General features: G+C 40.0%; 14 protein-coding genes. 12 read left to right on the forward strand and 2 right to left on the reverse strand.

Features of this window, described 5'->3' with window-relative positions; translation table 11 throughout:
* Positions 1 to 392 precede the first annotated feature (392 nt).
* From ACZ48W_RS09775 to ACZ48W_RS09785, 3 genes are all read left to right on the forward strand, one after another.
* Positions 393 to 1,670: a putative glycoside hydrolase gene (locus ACZ48W_RS09775; protein ID WP_464828217.1), complete on the forward strand. Its 1,278-nt coding sequence runs from the start codon at positions 393 to 395 to the stop codon at positions 1,668 to 1,670.
* A gap of 7 nt (positions 1,671 to 1,677) precedes the next feature.
* Positions 1,678 to 2,463: a polysaccharide deacetylase family protein gene (locus ACZ48W_RS09780; protein WP_464830498.1), complete on the forward strand. Its 786-nt coding sequence runs from the start codon at positions 1,678 to 1,680 to the stop codon at positions 2,461 to 2,463.
* Between the two features lie 131 nt (positions 2,464 to 2,594).
* Positions 2,595 to 3,059: an OsmC family protein gene (locus tag ACZ48W_RS09785; protein ID WP_464828218.1), complete on the forward strand. Its 465-nt coding sequence runs from the start codon at positions 2,595 to 2,597 to the stop codon at positions 3,057 to 3,059.
* 24 nt (positions 3,060 to 3,083) lie between these two features.
* On the opposite strand, the gene ACZ48W_RS09790 is transcribed toward ACZ48W_RS09785, so the two are convergent.
* Positions 3,084 to 3,701 (reverse strand): EF-hand domain-containing protein, encoded by a 618-nt coding sequence (locus ACZ48W_RS09790; protein ID WP_464828219.1) that lies wholly within the window; start codon positions 3,699 to 3,701, stop codon positions 3,084 to 3,086.
* 481 nt (positions 3,702 to 4,182) lie between these two features.
* On the opposite strand from ACZ48W_RS09790, the gene ACZ48W_RS09795 reads away from it, so the two are divergent.
* Entirely contained in the window at positions 4,183 to 6,018 is a 1,836-nt protein-coding gene (locus ACZ48W_RS09795; RefSeq protein WP_464828220.1) for an ABC-F family ATP-binding cassette domain-containing protein, read from the forward strand.
* A gap of 266 nt (positions 6,019 to 6,284) precedes the next feature.
* Here the strand turns inward: ACZ48W_RS09795 and ACZ48W_RS09800 are convergent, their stop codons facing one another.
* Positions 6,285 to 6,638, reverse strand: a complete 354-nt coding sequence (locus ACZ48W_RS09800; RefSeq protein ID WP_464828221.1) for a histidine triad nucleotide-binding protein — start codon at positions 6,636 to 6,638, stop codon at positions 6,285 to 6,287.
* Positions 6,639 to 6,816: 178 nt separating this feature from the next.
* On the opposite strand from ACZ48W_RS09800, the gene pheS reads away from it, so the two are divergent.
* The 8 genes from pheS (at position 6,817) to ACZ48W_RS09840 (ending at position 18,111) form a co-directional block, all read left to right on the forward strand.
* Entirely contained in the window at positions 6,817 to 7,809 is a 993-nt protein-coding gene (pheS, locus tag ACZ48W_RS09805) for a phenylalanine--tRNA ligase subunit alpha (protein WP_464828222.1), read from the forward strand.
* A complete protein-coding gene (pheT, locus tag ACZ48W_RS09810; protein ID WP_464828223.1) occupies positions 7,806 to 10,139 on the forward strand; it encodes a phenylalanine--tRNA ligase subunit beta in 2,334 nt (777 codons plus the stop codon). The genes pheS and pheT overlap by 4 nt, the downstream gene beginning before the upstream one ends.
* A 2-nt stretch (positions 10,140 to 10,141) precedes the next feature.
* Complete coding sequence (locus ACZ48W_RS09815; protein ID WP_464828224.1) at positions 10,142 to 10,978, forward strand: 4-hydroxy-3-methylbut-2-enyl diphosphate reductase; 837 nt, start codon at positions 10,142 to 10,144, stop codon at positions 10,976 to 10,978.
* A gap of 10 nt (positions 10,979 to 10,988) precedes the next feature.
* Complete coding sequence (gene aroA, locus ACZ48W_RS09820) at positions 10,989 to 12,272, forward strand: 3-phosphoshikimate 1-carboxyvinyltransferase (protein WP_464828225.1); 1,284 nt, start codon at positions 10,989 to 10,991, stop codon at positions 12,270 to 12,272.
* 116 nt (positions 12,273 to 12,388) lie between these two features.
* Positions 12,389 to 14,041 carry a 30S ribosomal protein S1 gene (locus ACZ48W_RS09825; protein WP_464828226.1) on the forward strand — a complete coding sequence of 551 codons (1,653 nt, stop codon included), beginning with the start codon at positions 12,389 to 12,391 and terminating at the stop codon, positions 14,039 to 14,041.
* 133 nt (positions 14,042 to 14,174) lie between these two features.
* Entirely contained in the window at positions 14,175 to 15,764 is a 1,590-nt protein-coding gene (gene serA / locus ACZ48W_RS09830) for a phosphoglycerate dehydrogenase (RefSeq protein WP_464828227.1), read from the forward strand.
* 197 nt (positions 15,765 to 15,961) lie between these two features.
* Entirely contained in the window at positions 15,962 to 17,317 is a 1,356-nt protein-coding gene (locus ACZ48W_RS09835) for a TolC family protein (RefSeq protein ID WP_464828228.1), read from the forward strand.
* Positions 17,314 to 18,111, forward strand: coding sequence for an efflux RND transporter periplasmic adaptor subunit (locus ACZ48W_RS09840; RefSeq protein ID WP_464828229.1), 798 nt, complete (start codon positions 17,314 to 17,316; stop codon positions 18,109 to 18,111). Before ACZ48W_RS09835 ends, ACZ48W_RS09840 begins: the two co-directional genes overlap by 4 nt.
* Position 18,112: the final 1 nt, after the last annotated feature.

Here is an 18,112-nt window from a genome sequence, read left to right on the forward strand (position 1 = left end):
GTCAGGGTGCATTACGTCTCAAGAGAGACTGTGAAAGAACTCATGGAAGTGGAGACTTCAGTCCCACCAAAAAGCTTTTTTTCCTAAAAAAGTTTGTATTTGATGGAAAATATTGCTTTTTCTGTCAAAATAATCTAAAAATATGCAAATATTTGGGTGAGGCTGAAGCCTTCACTTCCGAAGTACCTAGTTCTTTCACAGTCTCGAGAGAGACGTAACGAGAGGTAATCCACAATATATTTCACATATTAAATATGATATCCGTTTAAATAAATGTCAGTATGAGGGCAACCAACCTACGTAAATTATAATGAAAGATTATGCCCAACCCCGATAAAATCAGATATAATATCTATAGATTTATGTGAACTGCGATAGATGAGGAGACTGATATGAGACATTTAGGTAAATATTTTATCTTGGGAAAAGTAAAATGTATTGTCCTCCTTTTCATTGGAAGTATTACAATGGCATGGAGCAGTGTGACATCAGGTGTTGTTCTGGACAAAAGAAGTGCCAGCCCTATAGTCTCTGCGATCATTACGGCAAACGGAAAAGAGTATCGAACGGATAAGAAAGGAGCTTTTTCTATACCATCGTCAGAACTTATCGGGGTACGTGCAGTAGGCTATGAGCGTAAATTTTACAAAAGAGGCGGGAATATCTATCTTAATCCTGTCAGGCCTAAAGCCCTGTATCTCTCCAGTTTTGGAGCAGCAAGCAGCAAAATTATGAAAAAAGCCAAACATCTCATCCATACTACCGAGATCAATGCACTTGTGATCGATATGAAAATGGATCGTGGACAGATAGCTTTCAAGACTTCCAATGCAACGGCCCATGCCATAGGTGCACAAAAGATGGTTAAATTTAAAGATCTAAAAAAATTTGTGGGCAAGTTGAAGAAAGAGGGAATCTATCTTATCGCTCGTATCGTATGTTTTAAAGACAGACCTTTTGTTGCTGCTTATCCGCAATGGGGAGTGAAAAGATATAATGGAAGATTGTATATAGACAGAGAGGGGCTCTATTGGATAGATCCGTCGCGAAAAAAATCATGGGATTATATCCTTTCGATCGCTGAAGAGAGTGCTCAGGCAGGATTTGATGAAATACAGTTTGATTATGTTCGCTTTCCGGACAGCAGAGGGCTTAAATTTTCGGTTAAAAACAGACAATCAGAGCGGGTGAAAACCATTAGTGGATTTTTGAAACGTGCCAGGGAACGTTTACTTCCTTACAATGTTTTTATCTCTGCAGATATTTTCGGGTATGTGTGTTGGAATGATGCTGATCTTGGGATCGGTCAGAGGATCGATGCAATGGCACCCTATGTTGATTATTTTTCTCCAATGCTTTATCCAAGCGGTTTCCAGGCAGGTATCCCCGGTTATAAAAATCCTGTCAGGGCCAACTATGAGATCGTTAAGCACACACTTGATAAAGCATTGACGAAATCCGGAGGTTCACCTTTGGCATACCGCCCATGGCTTCAGGCATTTCGCGATTATGCATTTGACCGGCGTACTTATGGTGCAACAGAGATCAGAGACCAGATCCGAGGCTCTGAAGATTTTGGAAGTGATGGATGGATGCTGTGGAACGCCCGTAATATTTATAGCTCCAGGGGGCTTCGGCACCTAAATATGACAGCCGATAAAAAAAAGTGATAAAGTGATGCTTCTTCAAGCCATGTGGAAAATCATCTTTCGTGTGCTTGTTGCAATTTTGTTATTTGAAGGGTTTTCATGGGGTGTCGAAGCTGAGAAAGAGATCCCCATTTTATGTTATCATCGTTTTGGTGCTAAAGTGAATGATTCTATGACGATCAAAACATCTGTATTTGCCGAACAACTTGCATGGTTGAAAAGTAACGATTATAAAGTGATCTCTCTTGAAAATGCGATAAAATACCTTAAAGGGGAGATCAAAACAATTCCAGACAGATCTGTCGTGATCACAGTGGATGACGGTCACAGAAGTGTTTATTCCGATATGGCACCGCTGGTAAAAAAATATGCTATCCCTGTAACACTTTTTATTTACCCCAGTGCTATTTCCAATGCCTCATATGCTATGACATGGAAACAGTTGCGAGAGCTCGAAGCAACAACATTTTTTCGTGTTGAATCCCATACATATTGGCATCCTAATTTCAAACGTGAAAAGAAAAAACTTTCATCAGAGAAGTATAAAAAATTTGTTGGCCTGCAGCTTGCAGGTGCCAAACGAAAACTTGAAGATAAGATGGGACATGAAGTGAAATATTTGGCATGGCCGTTTGGAATATATGACAAAGAACTTGAAGAACAAGCCACACAGGCAGGTTATGTTGCGGCCCTGACAATTGAGCGGAGACATGCCAGGCAAAGTGATCCTATCATGGCACTGCCGAGATATATGATCGTGAGCAGATACAGGATCTTTACATTTGGCAATATAGTGAGGGGAAAAGGAAACTAGTCCATAAAACTTTATAACCTTGGATTCAGGTGATAAAAATGAACAAGACGCATGATGATCAGGAATGATCATAGCAGTGAACTCTGAGCCTCATACAGTACACTTATAAAAATAAATAATCAGGAAATATAATGAATGTATCAGTAGAATATCTAGGCGAAAAGAAATTTAAAGCAAACACAACAAAATCTTCTTATATTTTGGACTGTAAAGAGATAACCCCTGTGGAGTATTTTGCGACAGGTATCATAGGGTGTACGGGTATAGACCTTGTGATGATGGCTGAGAATGACGGGTATGTAGTGAGTAACTACAAAGTAAGTGCAGAAGTGGAGCGTACAACTTCTGTGCCTATGAAGTTCAGCTCTATGCATATCATTTATGATTTTGAAGGGTCATTTGACTCGCTGAAAGCGAAGCGTTACATCCTGGCTTCTTTGGAAAGTTACTGTACGACAGTGAACTCCATACGTGACTCAGTGAAAATAAGCTACACCATCATCCATAACGGACAGACCATCGCCAACAAAGTGAGCATCGCATCGGGTGGCGGTACGGAGTTGGAAGACGGCTTTGGCGGGGCCTGCTGTTCGTAGGCTGGAATGAAGAGAGAAGTACTTCTACCTCATTCTCTCTTCACGCATCTTTTGAAACTCTTCTTTGCTCATCTTCCCATCATGATCCAGATCCACCTTTTGAAAATAGAGATCTCCCCGGAAGCTTTCCGGGTCTATCTTGTTGCGTTTGGCACGGAAAAGCTTGAACTCTTCAGATGATATGCCGCCGTCACCGTTGCTGTCGATCGTCTCAAAGGTGATTCCCTCACGACTCTTCATCTCCATCTTTACAAAAGCTTCACGGGGAAAAGTATCGGACATCATTTCTGAGATGGCTGCACCCTCATCTGGGGTTACTACATTTTTCATAGAAGGCATCAGACCAAATTTGTCGATGGAAGCACAAAGAGCCTTTTGGACATCAGGCTGCATGATGTAGTCTACCATGAATTTGACAGCTTCCTCTTTTTCCGGATACCTCTCCTTGACATGGAGCATCACCTCGTCAGCAGGAGGGCCTGTGAGGTTTCCTTTTTCCTGTAGTGTCACCAGCTTGGTTGTATGGCAGACCTTACACTTGTTTTTGTAGAGCAGCTTGGCATCTATTTCGCTTGCAGATGCTTCTATGCCCGATAGAGTGAGTAGGGTAATGATCGTTATTAGATTTGCAGTAAATTTCATCTTTTCTCCTTTTTTCGAGATCTCCATTGTACCATCTCTCTATAAACGTAATGTAAAGCAACTGAACTGTTACTTTAGCCAAAGGATGTTGTTTACATGTTTTACACATATCTATGCATGATTTGACAATGACGGTGTCATCCGGAAATGCTTTTGTGAGCATTTTTCGAAACTTCTTGATGTTGGAAAAGTGTTTACATATTTTTATCTTCATATTCTACTATAACATATTTGATTTCTTTTATTAAGTTTCCAATTATATTACTTGAGGCGTTGTTGTTCTCTTCATTTTTTTAGAAAAAACGAAGCAAAGTCAGCAAATGCGGTTTGCTTTAGCAAAGACTTCTTTAGAAAAAAGCGTTGCGGCTCTCGAATCGCTTCGCTTTCAAGGGCGTTCAGCACAACAGAGGCACACTACGTGTGATTTATGAATAGTCTTTCTGCTATAATTCCACAAAATTTACCTTTATACGGATACTGCATGATACAACTTACCAACCTCTCTAAAAGCTTTGGGGGACAAACCCTTTTTCGTGACATTAACCTTAAAGTAGCCAGAAACCAGAAGATAGGCTTTGTGGGGCGTAACGGGTCAGGGAAATCTACCTTGTTCAAAATGATACTGGGTGAAGAGAGCTGGGACAGCGGGGATATAAGCATTCCTAAGAATTACCGCATCGGGGCACTTAAACAGCATTTGGTTTTTACGGAGAAGACCGTGCGTGAAGAGTGCGCGTTGGTACTTCCTGAAGATGAGCAGTGGAACTTTTACAAAATAGAAAAACTGCTTTTTGGACTGGGGTTCACCGAAGAGGACCTGGAGAAAGACCCTTTGAGCTTTTCGGGTGGGTATCAGATACGTATCAACCTTGTGAAGCTTTTGGCTACCGAGCCCAATATGCTTCTGCTCGATGAGCCTACCAACTACCTTGACATCCTCTCTTTACGATGGTTAAGAAGCTTCATTCGAGAGTTTGACGGTGAAGTGATACTCATCACCCACGACCGTGACTTTATGGACTCTGTGACCACTCATACGATGGGTGTGCAGAGAAAAGGGCTTCGTTTGGTACAGGGTGATTCGCATAAATACTACGCTACCCTTGAGATGGAAGATGAAACATACGAGAAGACTAAAGCCAACCAGGACAAAAAGCGTAAAGAGTTAGAAGAGTTTGTAGCACGTAACAAGGCGAGGGCATCTACGGCAGCACTGGCACAGTCGAAACAAAAAGAGTTGGACAAGATGGGTGAGATGGAAGACCTGGCAACCGATACGAACCTCTCTTTTAATTTTAACTACAAAGAGACCCCTGCAAAGATCCTCTTCCGTGCGGAAGATCTTGGTTTTGGGTATAACCCGGATGAGCCGCTTTTCCAAGGGGTTACATTTGCTATGGAGAAGGGTAAGCGGCTTGCTATTATTGGTAAGAACGGTAAGGGTAAATCGACATTGCTTAACTACATTGCAGGAGAGTTGGAGCATCAGCAGGGGAAACTTGACTATCATCCCTCAACGGTTTTTGCACACTTCGGGCAGACGAACATCGAGAGGCTGAATGTTAAAAATACGATCGTAGATGAGATCGCTTCTATGAGTAAAGAGATAGGCATCCCTCAGGCACGTAACATCGCAGGACGTATGATGTTCAGTGGAGATCTTGGAGATAAGAAGATAGAGGTACTCTCCGGTGGGGAGAGAAGCCGTGTGATGCTGGGTAAGATCATCGCTACACCGGCGAACCTGCTTTTCCTCGATGAGCCGACCAACCACCTTGATATGCAGTCCATTGATGCATTGGCAGATGCTATAGATGCCTTTGAGGGGTCACTCATCATGGTTACCCACTCTGAGATGCTTTTAAGAAGATTGGCTGACGCTCTCATTATTTTCCATAAGGGAGGGGCTGAGTATTTTGACGGGACATATGATGAGTTCCTTGAAAAGATAGGCTGGGAAGAGGAAGAGGGTAGTAAACCCAAAAAGAAGAAGCCGAAGATCGACTATAAAGAGCGTAAAAAGTTGCGTAAAGCGTTGACCAAAGAGAGAAATGAGCTTAGAAAACCTTATACCAAAGAGATCAAAGTATGTGAAGAGAAGATAGAGGTTCTGGAAGCGGAGATGGCGGTAAAGAATGAAGCATTGGAAAAGGCTTCAAACTCCGGTGACAATGATGCCATTATGGAGCTTTCCAAAGAGGTTGGACTTGTACAGCAAGAAGTAGATGCGTTGTTTGAGAAGTTGGAGATTGCTACAGAGAAGGATGATGAGATCGTGGCTGAGTATGAGGAGAAATTAGCGGAGATCGATGCTTAATTTCTTTTAGTTTAATTTGATTTCCTCTTCTTTGGGTTGAGGTGTTGTTTCTCTTTTCATTTTTTAAAAAAAAACGAAGCAAAGTCAGCAAATGCGGTTTGCTTTAGCAAAGACTTCTTTAGAAAAAAGTGTTGCGGCTTTCGAATCGCTTTGCTTTCAAGGGCGTTCGCCACAACAAAAGCACACTTCATATGGTTTAATGGAATTGATGTAAGGTGCGTGGTACCCAACGGAAATGCCCTTGGAGTGCCAACGCACCTTTTTAATTATAAGCTTTTATGTGGATCTTCGTGATGGTGATCCCATACGAGCTTGCCTCCGCCCAGCATATGGAAATGGAGGTGATTTACCTCTTGGCCGCCATCAGGACCATTGTTGGTGATGAGTCTGTATCCGGTTTTGTCTATACCTGTTTTGTTTGCTACTTCCTGTGCAAACTCTGTAAGTCCAGCCATGATTTCACCGCTGACATCCTGAAAACAGTCCACATGTACTTTAGGGATGATAAGAACATGGATAGGAGCCTTGGGATAGAGGTCATGGAATGCCAGAAAATGGTCACTTTCATGTACAGTATTGTTAGGGATCTCCCTATTTACGATCTTACAAAATATACACATTATTATAGTCCTTTGGTTATTGAATTTTGCTATTCCTGATGCCCAAAGAAAATACCCCTTCTTGCAACTTGGAATAACGTAATTTTGGTAATTATAACACACAAAAAATAGAATAAATCCCCTTATTATGAAATTTTAGATAAAATCACGATTATTACTGAAGGCATATAGAGGTTTTATGAAAGAATTAGAAGAAAAAATACTTCAGGCTGACTCGCTTGAAACATTGGAAAAAGTACGTGTTGAGCTTTTTGGCAAGAAGGGTGTTTTAGCATCACAGTTCGCCAAAATGAAAGATATTCCGGGTCCTGAGAAAAAAGCATTTGCTGAGGGTTTAAATAAGCAAAAAGCTGCCTTGCAGGCAAGTTTTGACGTGCGTTATGAAGCACTTAAGGCTGAAGAGATAGAAAGAGTATTGAAAAGTGAAGCCATAGATGTTTCGCTTTACGGTACACTTGCCCAAAAAGGTGCATTGCACCCTGTCATGGAAACAATGGATAAGATCATTGACTATTTTGTGGCACTTAACTTTGCGGTAGAGAGCGGTCCGATGGTAGAGGATGACTTTCATAACTTTGAAGCATTGAATCTTCCCAAGTATCACCCTGCACGTGATATGCAAGATACATTCTACTTTAAAGATGGCGGTTTGCTTCGTACGCATACTTCACCGGTACAGATACGTACAATGTTAAAAACAAAACCGCCTATACGCATGATAGCACCGGGAACAGTATTCAGACGTGATTATGACTTGACACATACACCGATGTTCCATCAGGTAGAGGCTCTTGTGGTAGAGGATAAAGGCAAAGTAAGTTTTGCGAACCTCAAGTCTATATTGACTGATTTCCTACAGTATATGTTCGGTGATGTTGAAGTCCGTTTCAGACCTAGTTTCTTCCCGTTCACCGAGCCTTCGGCTGAGGTGGATATCTCCTGTATCTTCTGTGAAGGTGAAGGATGTCGTGTCTGTTCACATACAGGCTGGCTGGAAGTCCTCGGATGCGGGATCGTTGACCCGAATGTCTTTAAGGCAGTGGGATATGAAGATGTGAGTGGTTATGCCTTTGGTCTGGGTGTGGAGCGTTTTGCGATGCTCATGCACAAGATACCGGATCTGAGAAGTTTGTTCGAGGGAGATATTCGTTTGTTGGAGCAGTTTAGATGATAGTAACAAGAAGTTGGTTAAATGAATTTATAGACCTAAGTGATGTTTCAAATGAGAAGCTGTACGAAACATTCAACTCCATAGGATTGGAAGTTGACAGTATCAAGCAGATTGAGATCGCAGAAAAAGTTGTGATAGGGAAAATACTCTCTTGTGAAAAGCATCCTGATGCAGATAAACTGAATGTATGTCAGATAGATATAGGTTCAGGTACAAGACAGATCGTCTGTGGTGCTGCCAATGTAGTGGATGCTGAATATGTAGCTGTGGCGACTATCGGTGCAGTACTTCCGGGTAATTTTGAGATCAAGCATGCAAAACTTCGTGGTGTAGAGAGTGAAGGGATGGTGTGCGCCTCTTCTGAACTTGGCTTGCCGGATACTGGTAAAGGCATTATGATACTTGATGAGAGCATCGGTGAACTTGAAGCGGGACGTGAATTCGGTTCCTATGAGAAAGTAGCAGACACGATTATAGAACTTGAGCTTACTGCGAACAGGGGTGACTGTCTTTCTGTATATGGTGTGGCAAGAGACTTAAGTGCTGCCCTGGATATAGAGATGAAACCTTTTGAGTATAAGCAGGAAGAGAAGATGAAGCTTGGTATAGCAAGAGAAGCAGACCTGCATACCGATGGAGAAATGGATGTAGACCTATGCTATAAACTTGTAACTATAGACAATATTAAGAGTGGCTTTTTGTTGCAGTTACGTTTGGCGATGGTAGGTGTAGAAGCAGAAGGCCACTTATCGAAGATATTAGCATATGCGACACATACTACAGGCGTTATTTTACGTGCGTACGACAGTGATGTGTTTCGCAATAAAGAGGGTAAAATTGTTGTAAAGCCTAAGGCAAAAACCAAAGGCATCACAGAGATTATGGCTGATGAAAAAGTTTTAAGTGTCGTAGGTGTCTATCAGGCAGAGGAAGGAACAGCGACAGATGATACAATGAATATTTTGCTTGAAGCAAGTTATATTCATCCGGATATTTTGGTAGAAGCTGTTGCGAATAGTTCTCTGAAAACAGATGACCTTTACTATAAAACATCCAGAGGTTCCAACCCGGATCTTGCATTTGGTCTTACTTTTTTAGCTTCATTGATGGATAGATATACAGATATCAACTGTTATGAAGGTTCTCTGGATGTTAAAGCAGAAAGGGAAAATGAAAAAGTGATCGTAGATGGAAAAGAGATATCTGCCATTATAGGTATGGATGTAGAGTTGAACAAGATCGTAACGATCTTGCAGAAACTCGGGTTTGGGATCAGTTCTATGGGAGACCATATCATTGCTGTTTCGGTACCGCTTTTCAGACATGATATTAAACATATACAGGATATCGCAGAAGAGATCGTACGTATCATCGGTATTAACAATATAGAAGCTAAACCTCTGGCCTTTTTTGAAAAAAATCGTCTGAATGATACAACTGACAGATATAAAGCGAAGAAATCATTTAAAAACCGTGCCGTAGGTGCAGGGTTTTATGAGAATGTCTCTTATGTTTTCTCTGAAAGAGCTGCTCTGGAAAAATATGGTTTTTCTACGATAGAAGAAGAGCTTGACCTTGCGAACCCTATTGCAGAAGAGCTCAATACTCTCAGAAGTACAATATTGGTCAACCTGCTGAATGCTGTAAAACGTAATGTAAGTTATACGAAAAAATCCATTCCTCTATTTGAGATAGGTGCAGTGTTCGGAAGCAAAAGAGAACAGTCTGAAGTACTTTCATTCGTATTTTCGGGACATGTTGATGGTGAAAATGTACATAATGCCGGGAAACCGAAGATGATCGACTTTGCTGCATTTACACAAAAAGTAGGAGCAGTAGTAGGTAGTTTTGAACTGGTACCATGTACTTATGGGAACAGGTTGCTCCATCCGTATCAGTCGGCAAATATTGTGATCAATGGTAAAGTGTGCGGATTCATGAGTAAACTGCATCCGACAGTTCAGGAAGCTTATGATATTCCTGATACATTCTTTGCAGAGTTGGATTTTGATGCACTGTTGCCAAAACATATTAATGCAAAACCCATTTCAAAATTCCAGGGAGTCTATAAAGACCTGAGTGTTGTGATAGAAAAATCCATTTCCTACTATGAAGTGGCCAAAGTACTGAATACTCTTGAACTTCCTATGTTAAAAGACAGCTATCCAGTTGATATCTATGAAGATGAAAAACTAGGGGACAAAAAGAGTTTAACGATCCGTTTCTTTATCCAGTCCATGGAAAAAACGCTGGAAGAGGGTGATATAGAAGCAGTGATGAGTCAGATCATGACCAGTCTTGAAAAAGAATGTAAAGCAGAATTGAGATAAAAATGAAGATACAATTGGCATCGAGTTACGGATTTTGTTTTGGTGTAAAACGTGCGATCAAAATAGCCGAAGAGCATAAAGGCAGTAAAACCTACGGCCCTCTTATCCATAATAAAGATGAGATCAACCGTCTCAAAGAGGGGTTTAACATAGGATTGGCTGAAAAATTTGAAGATGTTACCCCTGATGATGCTGTTGTGATCCGTACACACGGTATCCCCAAAGATGAACTTACAAAGCTGAAAGCACAGGAAAACAGTATTATAGATGCAACATGTCCTTATGTGACCACACCACAGAACATCGTGGCTAAAATGAGTGAAGAGGGGTATAGCATTGTGATCTTCGGTGACAAGAATCACCCTGAAATCAAAGGGGTTGTAAGTTATGCGAAAGATCTGAGAAATGCGTTTATTGTAGAAGATGAAAAAGCGTTGGAAGGACTGCCGATACTCTCTAAAGTAGCACTGGTCGCACAAACCACAAGAAAACCGGAAGATTTTTTAAAGATCGTCAATGCTCTTATTCTTACACATAAAGAGGTAAGAGTGTTCAATACCATCTGTAATGCCACATTTGAAAATCAGGATGCTGCGGCAGAGCTTGCGAAAGATGCGGATGTAATGATCGTTATAGGAGGGAAACACTCTTCCAATACCAAGCAGTTGCATTCTATCTGTAAAAGTTATTGTGAGACGAGCTATCTGATAGAGAATGAAAAAGAGCTCCAGCCGGAATGGTTCGAAGGTAAAGCACTTTGCGGTATCTCTGCGGGTGCCTCTACACCAGACTGGATCGTACAGAATGTGATCAATGAGATCCAAGAGATAAAAAAATAGAGTTGAAAGCATGAATACTTTAACACTGAAACCTATCAGGAAAATAGAGGGAGAGATCAATCTTCCAGGCTCTAAGAGCCTTTCTAACAGAGCATTGCTGCTTGCAGCACTTGCAGAAGGTACAACAGAGATTACAAATCTTCTTGACAGTGATGATACCAGACATATGTTGAATGCATTGAAGCAGCTTGGTATTGAGTATATACTCTCTGAAGACAGAACACGGTGTAAAGTTGTAGGAAATGCCGGACCTATAGGCAGTGAAAAAATGCAGGAACTGTTTTTAGGAAATGCCGGCACTGCAATGCGTCCGCTCTGTGCAGCATTGTGTTTGGGAGAAGGTACCTATCTGCTTACAGGAGAACCTCGCATGAAAGAGAGACCCATAGGGCATCTGGTGGATGCTTTGAGAGAAGCGGGTGCAACGATCAGCTATAAAGAGAATGAAGGGTATCCGCCGCTTGAGATAGAAGCAAATGGTTTGAGAGGTGGTGAAGTAAAGATAGAAGGCAGTATTTCAAGTCAGTTCCTGACCGCACTGCTGCTTGCTGCACCTATGTCGAAAGAAGATATGACCATATCCATCATAGGTGAACTGGTTTCCAAGCCTTACATAGATATTACATTGCATATTATGAAAACTTTTGGAGTGGAGGTTGTAAATAAAAATTATAAAACCTTCCATATCAAAGGGGGACAGACCTATAAAGCAGTGGATTCTTTTATGGTTGAGGGAGATGCCTCTTCCGCTTCCTATTTTCTGGCTGCAGCTGCTATAAAAGGCGGGACGGTTAAAGTGACAGGTATAGGTAAAAAGAGTATCCAAGGAGATATACAGTTTGTTGATGTACTTGAAAAAATGGGTGCGATCGTAGAGTGGGGTGATGATTTTGTTTCTGTGACAAGAGGAGAACTCCATGGGATCGATATGGATTTCAATCATATCCCTGATGCTGCGATGACCATTGCTACTACGGCACTTTTTGCCAAAGGCACTACTACGCTTCGTAATATCTACAATTGGCGTGTAAAAGAGACGGACAGGCTTTTTGCCATGGCTACAGAACTTAGTAAAGTAGGTGCTGAGGTTGAAGAAGGTGAGGATTATCTGAAGATCATTCCGCCAAAAGAATTGAAACACGCGGCTATAGATACCTATGATGACCACAGAATGGCAATGTGTTTTTCTCTTTTGGCACTTGACCCTGTCTCTGTGACCATCAATGAACCTGAGTGTACGGCTAAAACTTTTCCTACATACTTTGAAGAACTTGAAAAAATCAGTCTTTTTTAACCATAAAATATCAAACCGTTACGTTTGATATTTTTTGCTTCTTTTTTACAAAATTCAACTACTTTAAATAAAAAATAGTATAATAACGCAAAATTTGTGTACACATAAGGATAGGTATGAAGTTCGAAGATATCGAAATAGAAGAAGTAGATTTTGAGGCGATGCTTGAGGAATCGTTCAAAAAGTCAGAGTCAAAAAGTGATTTGGTTATAGGTACGATCGTTAAAATAGATGAAAAAGATGATTTGGCAGTAGTTGATATCGGTGGTGGAAGAGATGCCAACCTTTCTCTTGATGAGATCAAGGATGAAGAAGGAAATATTGCTTTCAACGTAGGTGACACTATTGATGTAGTAACTATGGGCAGAGGTCGTATCTCTCATAAAGCAGCACTCAGTAGAGCAGCGCTTAATGAATTTATCGATGAGTATGATGAAGAGCAAGAGTATATCATTGAAGGTGTTGTTACGAAGAAGAATAAAGGTGGATATGTTGTTGAAGTAGATGGTCTGGAATTCTTCATGCCTCGTACACTTTCTTATCTTTCCTCAAAAGTTGATCCGATAGGAAAAAAAGTCAAAGCAGTTATCGTTAAAGTAGATAAGGATAAAGGTTCTGTAGTCGTTTCCAGAAAAGAACTTATTGAAAGAGATAAAGCAAAAACAGATGAGATCGTTGCTGCATTGCTTGAAAACAAAGAGCCTGTGATCGGTACGATCAAAAAGATCACTTCTTACGGTATGTTCGTAGATGTTGGTGGAATGGATGGTCTTGTCCACTATTCACAGATCTCCCATAAAGGTCCTGTAAACCCTTCAAAATACTTCCAAGAGGGGGATGAAGTAAATGTCATCGCTTTGGACTATGATAAAAAGAAAAGACATCTTTCACTTTCTATCAAAGATGCAAATCCTGATCCTTGGGCTGATATCGATGCGATTATCGGTGTGGGAGATACGGTAACAGCGACAGTAAGTAATATAGAACCTTATGGTGTATTTGTAGATCTTGGTGAAGATCTTGAAGCTTTCCTTCATGTGTCTGAAATCTCTTGGGATAAAAATGTGAAACACCCTAAAGATTACCTGGAGAACAATTCAGAGATCAATGTTGAAGTAATCGAGATTGATAAAGAAGGAAGAAGACTCAGAGTAAGTCTTAAAAACCTTCTTCCTAAACCAATGGATGCATTCACAGCTGAGAACAGAGTTGGTGATATAGTTACAGGTACTGTAACTTCAATTACTGATTTCGGTGCATTTGTAAAAGTTGGTGCTGTTGAAGGTCTTCTTCATAATCAGGAAATTTCCTGGGATAAGTCAAAAAATGCAAAATCTGAGCTCAAAGTGGGTGATGAAGTTGAAGTGAAAATCATCAAGATCGACAGAGATGCTGGAAAGATCTCATTGAGTAAAAAAGCACTTGAAGCTTCACCGGTAAAAGCATTTGCAGAAACACATAAAAACGGTTCGATCGTGACAGGTACAGTGAAAGACAAAAAAGACTTTGGTGTATTCATTGCACTTGAAGACAATGTGGATGCACTTATTAGAACAGAAGATCTTCATCCTCTTAAATTTGATGAGATCGAAAAAGGTCAAGAGATCAAAGGTGTGATCAGCTTTATCGATGCCAACAGCGACAGAATCAGAGTTTCGGTAAAAAGACTTGAGCGTCAGGAAGAGAGAGAAGCGATGGAGCAACTTAACTTGGACCAAGATGACAGCATGACTTTAGGTGATGCTTTTGGTGATAAATTTAAAAAATAAATGCTACGTTAATACTGAGTTGCACCGGAAGTCTATTCCTTTTGGTCGCTTCAGTAGTTAACTTATACGACTAGTCGTATTCTTCGCCTACTTTATGGTACTTAAAATTTTATAGAGATAAAAGGGTTATTCGATGTCAAAAAAGACGATAGTTGTTTGTGACCATATACACCAGAGTGGATTGGACATCCTTGCAAATGATAGTGAAATAGAACTTATAAATGCAGCAGATGAGCCTAAAGACAAGCTCATTTCTGAGATCATTCCTCTGGCAGATGTGGCGATCACACGTTCATCAACAGACGTTGATGAAGCATTTTTGGCAGCAGCTAAAAAGATCACAGCTGTTGTACGTGCCGGTGTAGGTGTGGATAATGTAGATATTCCCGGTTCAAGCAAGCAGGGGATCGTTGTGATGAACGTTCCTACAGCAAATACCATTGCTGCAGTAGAACTTACAATGACACATATGCTTTCCTGTGTCAGAACATTCCCTTATGCACATAATAATCTGAAACTTGATCGTGTCTGGAGAAGACAGGACTGGTATGGTACAGAGCTTAAAGATAAAAAGCTCGGGATCATCGGTTTTGGTAATATCGGTTCAAGAGTAGGAAAAAGAGCAAAAGCTTTTGAAATGGATGTACTTGCTTATGATCCATACATTGATCCAAGTAAGGCAACAGATCTTGATATAGCATATACAAAAGATTTTGAAGATATTCTGGCATGTGATATCATTACGATTCATACACCAAAGACAGAAGAGACTATCGGTATGATAGGAGCTGAAGAGATCGCCAGAATGAAAGACGGTGTCATACTCATTAACTGTGCCAGAGGTGGTTTGTATGACGAAGATGCACTTCTTGAAGGTTTAAAGTCCAAGAAGATAGCAATGGCAGGTATCGATGTATTTAACAAAGAACCGGCTACAGATCATCCTCTGCTTGACCTTGATAATGTAACAGTGACACCACATCTTGGTGCCAATACAAAAGAGTCACAACGTAATATTGCGGTCCAGGCGGCAGAAAATGCAATAGCAGCTGCAAAAGGTATTTCATATCCCAATGCGCTTAATTTGCCTATTAAAGAGAATGAATTACCTGATTTTGTAAGACCATACCTTGAACTTATTCAAAAGATGGGACACTTATCTGCGCAGATCACAAGAAGTGCTGTAAAATCTATCAAAGTAACTGCAAAGGGACCTGTAGCTGACTATATTGAATCTATGGTAACATTTGCCACTGTGGGAGTACTTACAGAGTCTTTGGCAGATCAAGTGAATTATGTGAATGCTGAGTTTGTTGCCGAAGAACGCGGTATAGAACTTAACAAAGAAGTAAAACCAAATATAAGCGGCTTTACGAATAAAGTGGCTATAAAACTCACTACTGCAGAGAGTACGATCAGAATAGCAGGTACAGTATTTGACGATACTGTTCAACGCATTATCGAAATAGATGACTATATTCTGGATGTTGAACCAAAAGGAACTATGATCTTCTTTAGAAACACAGACACACCGGGTGTGATAGGTGATGTAGGTAAGATCATGGCAGAAAATGATCTTAATATCTCTGACTTTAGATTAGGAAGGGACAGTAAACAGCAAGCATTGGCCGTTGTCCGTGTAGACGGACAGATCTCTAAAAAAGTCCTTGATGAACTTTCATCTTTGGAAGCCTGTATCAGCGTAGCTCACGCAACACTTTAAGAGAAGCAGTTTCTGCAGGACTTTTGCCTGCAAAAAGCTTCCCTGTTTTAAATATTCAAAATTATTGATATAAACATCAATTTTTAATCATTAAATTCAATTCAATTAGATATAATCGCGAGTATATTGCTGTAGCGTAGCATAGTGCTACATCTTGTGCTATAATAAATTTTTATATCAGTCAGGAGTTTACTATTATGTTTAGAAGAACCCTTCTTTTAGTGTGTCTATCCTTGCCGCTTTTTGCAAATGTAAAGCATTTAAGTCTTGACCATGCCATCGAAATATTGAAAAAAGATAACCTGGAACTTAAAATATCCCGTTTTAATGAGCAGATGAAAATCTATGAAGCCAAAGCTGCAAAAGGCTTCAACTATGGTAAGCTCGATGTGACGGTCATGGGTATGCGATCCAATGATGCGGGGAATGTATTTGGATTTAAGTTGCAAAGCAGGGAAGCAACTTTTGGTGATTTTGGTTTTTCTGAATTTGATGGAACAAATCCAAATATATTAAATGTACAACCTACAGACTTAAATTATCCAGAAGCAAGAAATCATTTCCAGACAAAGTTCTCTTATATGCTTCCACTCTATACCGGGGGTAAATTAACCGAATATGGACATATTACGGAATCTTTATACCGTATGAGTCAGTTTGATACACAAAAACTTCTTAATGAAAAGATCTTCCAAACAAAGAAAGCATTTTATGATATTTCATTGGTGGAAAACTATATTATCAATCTTTCAAAAATTATTCATAATATCAATAAACTGGAATCGATCGTAAGAAATATGAAGAAAGAGGGATATGCAAAAGATATTGATCTTCTTGAAGTTCAGGCCCGTAAAGCAGAAGTACAAAGTATGTACAACCAGGCAAAACTGAATAAAGATCTTGCCTATCAGTTCCTCTCTTTCCTGCTCAATACAGATGTTGATTCGATCAAGCGGTTACATGATATGGCTCCTATGCCGCATATCAGCAAGCAGGCACTGGAAGCAAATAATATTGATATTCAAAAAGCAGAGTTGGGATTACAGATCTCAAAAATGGCTGTAAATGTTGAAAAATCCAATTTCCTTCCGGAAGTGGGGGCTTTCGCAGAATATGGAAGTGCTGATGATGAACTCTGGAACGAATTTTTGGATAAAGATGCCTATACAGTCGGTGTACAGGTGAAATGGAACCTTTTTAACGGTGGAGTGGATGCGGCGAACCTTGAAAAGGCCAAAGTGAATTATATGCTGGTGCAGGACCAGGTCAGGTTAGCCAAAAAAGGTATAGCACTTAAAGCGAAGAAACTTAAAACAGAAGTCTTGAGCGCAAATGCAGATATCCGAAGTTATAAAAAACAGTTAAGATTTGCAAGAAAAGTGTATGAGAACTACAGAGCACGATACCGAGAAGGAATGGTTTCTATCTCTGATGTACTCATAAAGCAGTCAAAAGAGCTTGAAATGCTGTTGAAACTTTTAACAGCGAAAAATAAACGTAATACAAAGATATTTGAACTTGACAGTATTTTAAACAGAGGAGGAAAAGTATGAAAAAGATCATTATACTGATGACAATAGCATTTCTGACAACAGTCAGTGCGATAGAAATAAACTTAAGCGGTTCGGTCGTTTCAGATAATCAAAAAATGATGACAAGCCGTTATATGGGATTTGTAAAAAATATGGCTGTAAGTGAAGGAGATATTGTTAAAAAAGGTCAATTGCTTTATGAGATCGATTCTAAAGAGATTGAATCGGCGGAAAGACAGGTTGATCTTGCGATTTCTCAGGCAAGACTGGCACTGCAAATGAACAGAAATCAGCTTAATAATGTACTTGTGAATCTGGCGAGACACAAAAGACTTTATGAAAAGAAAATGGTTTCTAAATTTGAATTGGAAAATCTTGAACTTGCAGCAAAAAATTTAAAAGATATGGTAAAAATTGCTCAGGAACAGGTTAATCAGGCATTGGCAAAAAAAGAAGAAGTACTCAATCAATATAACTATCTTAAGATACAGGCACCCAATGATGGTGTGATCGTCGCAAAAAAGCTTAATGAAGGAGAAATGGCAATACCCGGAATGCCGGCTGTCATTCTTACAGATCTGAGTCGTTTGAAGATTGTTGCAGAGATATCAGAAACACAATTGAAATATATTAATTTAGGGAAAAAAGTAGAGATAGAGATACCTTCGCTCGGATTTGTGACAGAAGGAAAGATCAGCTCAATTATTCCCAATTCAAATCCAATGACACATAAGTTTAAGATCAAAATAGAATTTGATCTTCAGGGCCGTTCGGTTTATCCCGGTATGTATGCTAAAATCCTGATCAGGTCATAAT

Source organism: Sulfurovum aggregans (genome assembly GCF_055385215.1).

What these genes read in the sequence shown, in the direction of transcription:
- ACZ48W_RS09775 (WP_464828217.1), top strand. Translation starts at nt 393, where the DNA reads ATGAGACATTTAGGTAAATATTTTATCTTGGGAAAAGTAAAATGTATT.
- ACZ48W_RS09780 (WP_464830498.1), top strand. Translation starts at nt 1,678, where the DNA reads ATGCTTCTTCAAGCCATGTGGAAAATCATCTTTCGTGTGCTTGTTGCA.
- ACZ48W_RS09785 (WP_464828218.1), top strand. Translation starts at nt 2,595, where the DNA reads ATGAATGTATCAGTAGAATATCTAGGCGAAAAGAAATTTAAAGCAAAC.
- ACZ48W_RS09790 (WP_464828219.1), bottom strand. Translation starts at nt 3,701, where the DNA reads ATGAAATTTACTGCAAATCTAATAACGATCATTACCCTACTCACTCTA.
- ACZ48W_RS09795 (WP_464828220.1), top strand. Translation starts at nt 4,183, where the DNA reads ATGATACAACTTACCAACCTCTCTAAAAGCTTTGGGGGACAAACCCTT.
- ACZ48W_RS09800 (WP_464828221.1), bottom strand. Translation starts at nt 6,638, where the DNA reads ATGTGTATATTTTGTAAGATCGTAAATAGGGAGATCCCTAACAATACT.
- pheS (WP_464828222.1), top strand. Translation starts at nt 6,817, where the DNA reads ATGAAAGAATTAGAAGAAAAAATACTTCAGGCTGACTCGCTTGAAACA.
- pheT (WP_464828223.1), top strand. Translation starts at nt 7,806, where the DNA reads ATGATAGTAACAAGAAGTTGGTTAAATGAATTTATAGACCTAAGTGAT.
- ACZ48W_RS09815 (WP_464828224.1), top strand. Translation starts at nt 10,142, where the DNA reads ATGAAGATACAATTGGCATCGAGTTACGGATTTTGTTTTGGTGTAAAA.
- aroA (WP_464828225.1), top strand. Translation starts at nt 10,989, where the DNA reads ATGAATACTTTAACACTGAAACCTATCAGGAAAATAGAGGGAGAGATC.
- ACZ48W_RS09825 (WP_464828226.1), top strand. Translation starts at nt 12,389, where the DNA reads ATGAAGTTCGAAGATATCGAAATAGAAGAAGTAGATTTTGAGGCGATG.
- serA (WP_464828227.1), top strand. Translation starts at nt 14,175, where the DNA reads ATGTCAAAAAAGACGATAGTTGTTTGTGACCATATACACCAGAGTGGA.
- ACZ48W_RS09835 (WP_464828228.1), top strand. Translation starts at nt 15,962, where the DNA reads ATGTTTAGAAGAACCCTTCTTTTAGTGTGTCTATCCTTGCCGCTTTTT.
- ACZ48W_RS09840 (WP_464828229.1), top strand. Translation starts at nt 17,314, where the DNA reads ATGAAAAAGATCATTATACTGATGACAATAGCATTTCTGACAACAGTC.